The following is a 7,286-nucleotide window of genomic DNA, read 5'->3' as shown; positions in this document are numbered from 1 at the left end:
CTGCGCCGCCCGTCCCCCCGGTGCCGCCCGTGCCGGCCTCGCCGCCCGCTCCGCCCGAGCCGCTCGACGCGCTCGCGCTGGAGCTCGCGCCCGAGTCGCCGCCCGAACCGCCCGCGCCGGCCTCGCCGCCCGAGCCGCCCGAGCCGCCTGCGTTGCCGGATCCGCCGGTGCCGCCGGTGATGCCGCCTCCGGACGTCACCGACCCGCCTTCGGCGCAGCCGGTGATGGAAACGGCTCCTACCAACCCGATCAAACCCAGTGTCGTACCAAGAAGAAGACGAGCGCGCATGCGGGGATCTTTCTCTCCCGCAGCTACCCTTGGCAAGGAATTTTTTCCATTTCGACGAACGCCGTACAGCCCGAATGTGATCGTCCGACCTGAGTCGTCCCGGTCCGTTGCAGAATGCAACGCCGGCGCGAGCGCCCCGGCCTGGTTGACGTCTCTCCCCCCGATCGTGCACCATCGAGACATGAACCGTATCCACGCCGCTTTGCTTGTTCTATCGGCATGCGCCCTCGGCGTTGCCTGTGCGCCCGACTCGAACCTGCCTCCCGGGGGCAATCCCGGCGGCGCCGGCGCGGGGAACGCGGGGGGGGCAAGTGGCACGGGCGGCATGGGCTCGGGCGGAGATATCTTCGTCGGCAGCGGCGGCGGCTCGAGCTCGAGCGGCATCGTGGACCCCGGATGTGGCCTCCTCACCGAGCAGGGAAAATCCGTGCCGCTCGCGCTCTACATCGCGTTCGACAAGTCGAGCTCGATGGTCGGAACGAAGTGGAACAGCGGCGAGGCGGGGCTCGCGGCGTTCGTCAACGATCCGAACTCGGCGGGCACCTCGGTCGCGCTCAATTTTTTCCCCCTGCCGGCCGAGTCCACCTGTGACCAGATGCTCTACAAGCCGCCCGTCGTGCCCTTCGGCGAGCTGCCGACGAACGCCGAGCCGATCATTCAGGCCATCGCCGCCGAGGACCCGAACGGCTTCAAGACCCCGATCTACCCCGCGCTCGGCGGCGCCATCCTCGCCTGCGCCGACGCATTGCAGCAAAAGCCGGGCACGGGCTGCGCCGTGCTCCTCGTCACGGACGGCGCGCCCGTCGGGCCCGCGCCCGTGTGCAGCGGCGTCAATCCGGAGGACCCGCAGGTCATCGCGAACCTCGCCGCGACGGGCCTCTCGCAATTCAAGGTCCGCACGTTCGTGATCGGACTCCAGGGCGTCCCGCAGGACACGGCGAACCTCATCGCGAAGGCGGGCGGCACCGATTCGGCCATCCTCGTCGGCAGCGTGAACGTCCAGGTCGAGTTCCAGAATGCGCTCGCGAAGGCCCGCGGAAAGGCGCTGCCTTGCGATTACGAGATTCCGACGAAGGTCTCGGGCGGCGAGGTCGATCCCGGGTTCGTGAACGTGCTCTTCACGCCGTCGGGCGGCGGCGAGCCGGAGACGATCCTCCAGGACAAGGATTGCACGAACGGCCTCGGCTGGTATTACGACAATCCCGTCGTCCCCTCGAAGATCTCGTTTTGCTCGGCCACCTGCGACGCCGTCCGCAAGGACTTCGGCGCGAAGGTGCAGATCGGCCTCGGCTGCAAGACCGAGGTGGCCAAGTAAAACCCGAGGCGCGCGCGGCCGCGAAAAACCCTAGCGCTGCGCGCGCTTCGACGCCCAGCGGATCCCCGATTGCAGATCCGCCTTCGTCACGAACGTGCTCATGTCGACGCCGAGCTCCACGAGGGCCTGCGCCACGGCCGGCTGCATACCCGTGAGCGCCACCTCCGCGCCGAGCAACCGCACCGCCTGGGCCACGCGCAAGAGCCCGTCGGCGACCTCGTTGTCGACCGACGGCACGCCCGTCACGTCGAGGATCACGTGCTCGGCGGCGCGCTCCGTCACGGCGTGCAGCAAGGTCTCGGTGACGAGCGTCGCCCGCTCGGCCGTCAGCGTCCCGACGAGCGGCATGGCGAGCGCGTTTTTCGTGAGCGGGATGATCGGCGCCCCGAGCTGACGCAGCGACTCGCGTTGCGCGTCGATCACCTGCTGCTGCATCGCACAGCGCTCGTCCTGCTCGCGGATCCGCTCCGTGATGTCCTCGGTCACGCCTGCGAGGCGATAGGGCTTGCCGTTCGCGTCGTGATAGGCGTAGCCGGTGCCTCGCACCCAGCGCAGCTCCCCGTCGGGACGGATGACGCGGTGCTCGACGCGATACGATGTCTTTCTCTCCGTGAACACGCGCGCCACGGCCGCCTCGACGATATGCTGATCGTCCGGGTGCACGCGCGAGATGAAATCGGTCATGTTGTTCCCGAACGTCTCGCGCGTGAGGCCGTAGATGGCGAGGACGGTGTCGGTCCACGTGATGACGTCGCGCGGGATGTCCCAGGTCCACACGCCGATCCCCGCGCTCGCCAGCGCGTCGTAGATCCAGGGGGATTGCTTCGCGCGCTCCGCTTCTTCGGCGGCGAGCTGGGCTTCGAGTTCCGCGATGCGTTGTTTGGCACGGGCAAGCTCGCTCGCGAGCTCGCTCGGGGAATCGTCTTGCTTCGCCATGTCCCGGACACTCTCTCGCCAAGGGAGTGGCCGGTCAAGGCCCCGGGGTGGCTCAGTCTTGCTCGAAGATCCGCCTGCGGGACCACGCGAACCCTCCCTGACCGTCCACGGACGCGAGCCGTGCCGGGTTCCAGCAGGACGAACACCTCGGCGTCGGGCCAAACCACGACGCCGAGGTCTTCATCAAGGCCCTGGATTCGGGCTCGGCGCTTCTCCGGACGGATCGTGCGGCAGGCTTCCGCGGCGGGAGCGGAAGTACGAATAAGGGGTGTAGCGTAGGAAGTTCGACACGCGCGACGTGTAGATGTCCGCCGAACGCTCGATCTGCCGCGCCAGATGGCTCTTGTCGTTGCCCGTGCGCAGGAGCAGGCCCCAGCGCGGGTTCGACACCTCGGCCGCGGCCTTCGCGAGCGGGGCGATTCGATCATCGAGCTCGGCGATCGCCACCTTGATCGCGCCGAGCCGCGCGAGGACCTCGTCGCACGACGGCGCGTCCTCGGGCAAACCATACCCTTCTTTGTGCCGCTGGGCAAGGAGCCGGAGCTGGCAGGAGGCGAGCTCGAGCGCCTCTTTTTCCTCCATCAGGGCACCGAGCCGCGCCTCGTCCACGCGCGACGCGTACGCCGACCGCACCTCCTCTTCGAGCTCCCACAGGATGAGCGCCGTTCGCCAGCGCAGGACGCTCTTCGACACCCGCACGTCGCCCCAGATGTGGTCGCCCACGTAAAGGATCTCGTCACCCGAGATCCCGAGCGAGCGCTCCACCTGCGTCGCGTCGCCGCCGAGGTACGAGCCACCTTCCTTGAGCGGCCCGATCCAGGGCCGGAGCAGCCCGTCCTCGCTCACGACCTCGAACAGCGGCGATTTCTGCATGAAGAAATCGGGCTTCCGCGCCTGCACGATCACCACGTCGAAGAGATCACGCCACCGCATCCCTTTCGGCAGGAAACGCTCGAATGCATAACGCATCATCGCGTCCGTGTATCCCCACTCCGAGTTCGTGATGAGCAAGAGCTTCTTGCCCGCGCGCTGCTGATCGAGCAGCGCGAGCGGCGCCTCCGGGTCGAGCACCACGAACCGATCCGGATCCGCGATGATCTCGGCCTTCAGGCGGCCCTCCATGTGCGCCTCGTCGAGGCCGCTCTTCACGAGCCGATAAAGCTGCTCGTAGCCCGTCCCGGCCGGCATTTTTCCGGCGTCCGCGAGGTCGACGAGCTGCGCGTACATGCACGCCTCGGAGAGCGAAAAGAGCGTGTTCAGAAAGACGAACCGCGGCTCGGCGAGGTCGATGATCGTCCGTGCGTAGGCCGCGCGCATCGGCTCGAAATCGAGCATCGACGTCCCGTGCATCGCGCGCTTCACGTACCCGAAGCGATTCACCTTGAGCAGGTTCCCGAGCTCGGTGTCGATGATGAGCCCGCGGATCACGAGCTCCGGGTCGAAGTGGAGCCCCTCGACCGGATAGCCGCGCGCGAGCAGCCGCGTCCGGAGGTGCTCGTACGCCAGGCGCTCCCACTCCTTCACCTGGTAATGGATGAGCGTGTAGTCCATGTCGTAGCCGATCGCCTTGATCGACCGCATGTTCATGGTCCGGTTGCAAAAGATGCCCCGCTCGCGCGGCGGTTTGCCCGGCAGCCCGTCGAAATGCGACATTCCTCGAACTCTCCTCGACCCCTGCAATTCGTTTCAATAGGGCGGCTTCGCCGTCGCGTACGGCTCGGCGAGCCCCGTCTGGAAAAACTCCACGTACTGCGCCTGTCCCTCCGGCGAGAAGATGAGCTCGCCGTGCACGGCGAGCTTCGTCCCCTCGATCCGGTCGAACTGCGACATCACCAGCGTCGACCCCGTTTCGCCGTTGCCCGAAAGCGGCCCCTCCGCGACGGGCAGGCCGCTCACCGGGCGGATGGCATTCATGAGCGTCATCCCCGACGCGCGCGCGAGCGCCTCGCTGGTCGAGTTCGGGACGATGGTGTCGTTCATGACCACCTGCAAGAGCACGTCGCGCGGCTTCGATTCGGGGGCGCCGGGCAACGGCTCGCCCGACGCGAACCGAGCGTAGTTGATCGGGTCGCCCGGGTCCACGATCGCCTGCGTCACGGCGAAAAAGCGAGCGAGCGCGCCGTCCGGCGTCTTGGGCGGACGCATCGCGTCGACGAGCAGGCCGAACGTGCCGGAGTCGCGGAGCAGCATCATGAGCCCATCGCCGCCCACGTTCCAGACGGCTTGCCGGATCTCGGGCGCGAGCGCGAGGATCGTCGGCCCCTGCACGGATCCGAACGAATGACCGATGTAAAGGATCCGCGAGGTATCGAGGTCGGGCACACCATCCGGGGCGCCCGCGGGCAAGAGGTCGAGCGATCCGAGCGTCCCGAGGAGCCGCACGAGCTCGAGCTGATCCGAGGCCATCTGCCGGAAGTTGTCCCGCGCCTTGCCGATGTCGAAGTCGCCCGTCGCGTTATCGATGCCGAAGAAGCCGAACGCGGCGATCAGGGCATTCTGGTCGGGATTTTTCGCGCGCGAGCCGTGCTCGGGCGAGTCGATCCCGAAGACGGCCGCGCCGTTCGGGTGAATCGCCGCGAGCCGCTGGGCCGTGCCCCACGTGCCGTCCTTGTCGCCGCCGAGCCCGTGCCCGTAAATGACCACCGGACGTTTTCCGCTCACCTCGGCCTTCGAGAACGCCAGGAACACCTCGAGCCCGACCTTTTTGCTCGCGACCGGCGTCCCTCCCTCGAAGGACCATTTCCCCGCCTCGCCGCGGTACTCGGGCGCCTCGTACACGCCGCGGAATCGCACGCGCCCGCCCGGCTCGGCCGGCGTCTCGACCTCGAACGGCGTGAGCAGCGCGGGCGGCGGAGATTTTCGCGCGGCGACGCCCATCGCCTCGATCCCCGCGCGCACCGTGGCCGTGGTGAAGGCGGTGGCGAGCACCACGTCGTCGGCGCGGAAAAGGCCGCTCGGCTCGACTTCGGCGATCGCCTTTCGCACCTCGTCGCCGTATTCGCCCTCGGCGCCGCCTTCGAGCAGCGCCTGCATGTCCGGCGATCGCCGCACGGGGGCGCCGTCGTCCCCGTGGAGAACGTTCGTCGCGACGAACAGATACCGCGTCCCGGGCCGGAGCGGCACGGCGGGCTCTGCGACCAAGGTGAAATCGTCCGGGTAAAACCCGTCGTCGGGCTGCGGGAACCAGCGGGGAATCAACCCCACGGGTTTTCCGCGCTCGGGTGAGTCCGGGTCCACGTCGACGAGATAGAGCGGCGCGCCGGGTTGTTTGTATTCTTCCGCGTCGAGGATGGGCCCGACGAGCGGCGGCTCCGCGTCCGGCGCGAGCACGAGCGAACGCGCGTCGATGGGTCCGCTGAAATTCACCACGACCCCGCCCATCGTAGAGAAGCCGTCCATTTCGTTCAGCAGGGAGACCGTGCCCGGGTAGCCCGTGATCAGCGGATCGGCCGCCGTCTCGGGCCCGATCCGCACGCGCCGGCCCGTGGCCGCGGCCGTGTCGGCCGTCGTGTATCGATCGGACGGATAGGGCGAGAGGACCGTCTCCGCGGTCTTGCCGTAGAGCGCGACGACGCCGGTCTCCGGCGGCACGGGCAGCTCCGCCGGGTCGCTGCAGGCGGCGAGGAGCAGGGCGGCGAGGGGAAAGAGGAAGGCAAGGGCGCGGCGCATGGCGGCAGCATACCGAGAGATGCGCCGCGCCTCTAGATCCTTGATCGTCTCAGGGCATCTTGCAGGCCATGAAGTAATTCGCGAGCCCGAACGAGAGCAGGCCCTCGCCGCCCCAGGTGGGGTAAGCCGCCTTGAGCTGCGTCACGGCCTCGTCGGCGGTCGCCGCGGCCTCGAGGATGGGCTTCGCGTCGTTCAGGTACTTCTTGTCCTCGTCGATCACCGTCACCGTGGCCTTCTCGCCGTGGCCCGGATAGAACGTCGTGAAGCCCTTCGTGGCGAGGGCGTCGAGGTTCTTGATCCAGCCGTCGAAGTTGCACTCGGCGAGCCAGAGGTGCTCCTTGTTGTAAAGGAGATCGCCCGCGAAAAAGGCCTTCTGCTCGTTCAGCGCGAGGCCCGCGGCCTCCACGCTCTCGCCCGCGTCGCCGATCTCGACGACGTCGAGCGTATGCCCGTCGACCGTGATCGTGGTCCCGGCGAGCGCGTTGAAGGCCACGACCTTGTCCGGCACCTGGCCGGGGAAGTTCTGCTGGGCGAACGCGAGCGTGCCGTCTTTCTTCGCGTCGTAATCGGCGAGGACCGCGGCCGTCGTCACGAACTGCGCGTCCGGGAACGCGGAGCGAATGACCTCCATCCCGAGGTAATGGTCGGGGTGGGCGTGCGTGAGGAAGACGGTCGTGAGCTTCTTGTTCGTGCCCTTGACGAGATCGACGACCTTCTGCGCCTCCGCGGTGAAGAATTGACCATCGACGAGGACGACCTCGGTCGGGCCCACGATGAGGTGCGAATCGACGCCGAATCCATCGGGCGAGATGTGCGTCTGCACCTCGATCTCCGAGCCGCCGCCGCTGCCGCCATTGCCACCGGCGCCGCCGCTCCCCCCGGCGCCGCCGCTGCCGCCCGAGCCCGACGACGAGGAGGACGTCGAATTGTTGTTATTGTTCGTATCGTCGCTGCAAGCCACGACCGCGAGCGCCGCGCCGAGGCCGAGCGCGAGCCAAAGACCCTGCTTCATGATGAATTCGCTCCTTGCGAAGGATGAAAGCAACGCGAAGCTAAGGGGCGGGCGCGCGACTGTCA

At 67.9% G+C, this 7,286-nt stretch carries 6 protein-coding genes; 1 reads left to right on the top strand and 5 read right to left on the bottom strand.

Features of this window, described 5'->3' with window-relative positions; translation table 11 throughout:
* Window positions 1-199, bottom strand: a 199-nt coding sequence (locus QHF83_RS43270) for a hypothetical protein (RefSeq protein WP_282423959.1), incomplete at its 3' end; no start/stop codon positions are given.
* Between the two features lie 271 nt (window positions 200-470).
* Here QHF83_RS43270 and QHF83_RS43265 point away from each other — a divergent pair.
* Window positions 471-1,604: a vWA domain-containing protein gene (locus tag QHF83_RS43265; protein WP_282423958.1), complete on the top strand. Its 1,134-nt coding sequence runs from the start codon at window positions 471-473 to the stop codon at window positions 1,602-1,604.
* Between the two features lie 30 nt (window positions 1,605-1,634).
* Here the strand turns inward: QHF83_RS43265 and QHF83_RS43260 are convergent, their stop codons facing one another.
* The 4 genes from QHF83_RS43260 to QHF83_RS43245 form a co-directional block, all read right to left on the bottom strand.
* Window positions 1,635-2,540, bottom strand: a complete 906-nt coding sequence (locus QHF83_RS43260) for a PAS domain-containing protein (protein ID WP_282423957.1) — start codon at window positions 2,538-2,540, stop codon at window positions 1,635-1,637.
* Between the two features lie 183 nt (window positions 2,541-2,723).
* Window positions 2,724-4,193, bottom strand: coding sequence for an HAD-IG family 5'-nucleotidase (locus QHF83_RS43255; RefSeq protein WP_282423956.1), 1,470 nt, complete (start codon window positions 4,191-4,193; stop codon window positions 2,724-2,726).
* A 33-nt stretch (window positions 4,194-4,226) separates the two neighbouring features.
* Entirely contained in the window at window positions 4,227-6,209 is a 1,983-nt protein-coding gene (locus tag QHF83_RS43250) for a hypothetical protein (protein WP_282423955.1), read from the bottom strand.
* A 49-nt stretch (window positions 6,210-6,258) separates the two neighbouring features.
* Window positions 6,259-7,221 (bottom strand): MBL fold metallo-hydrolase, encoded by a 963-nt coding sequence (locus QHF83_RS43245; protein ID WP_282423954.1) that lies wholly within the window; start codon window positions 7,219-7,221, stop codon window positions 6,259-6,261.
* Window positions 7,222-7,286: the final 65 nt, after the last annotated feature.

Origin of the sequence: Polyangium sp. 15x6, from assembly GCF_029960785.1 — a bacterium.
GTDB lineage: Bacteria > Myxococcota_A > Polyangia > Polyangiales > Polyangiaceae > Polyangium.
Note: the sequence above shows the minus strand (reverse complement) of the source record. Positions and strands in the feature narration are given on the sequence as shown.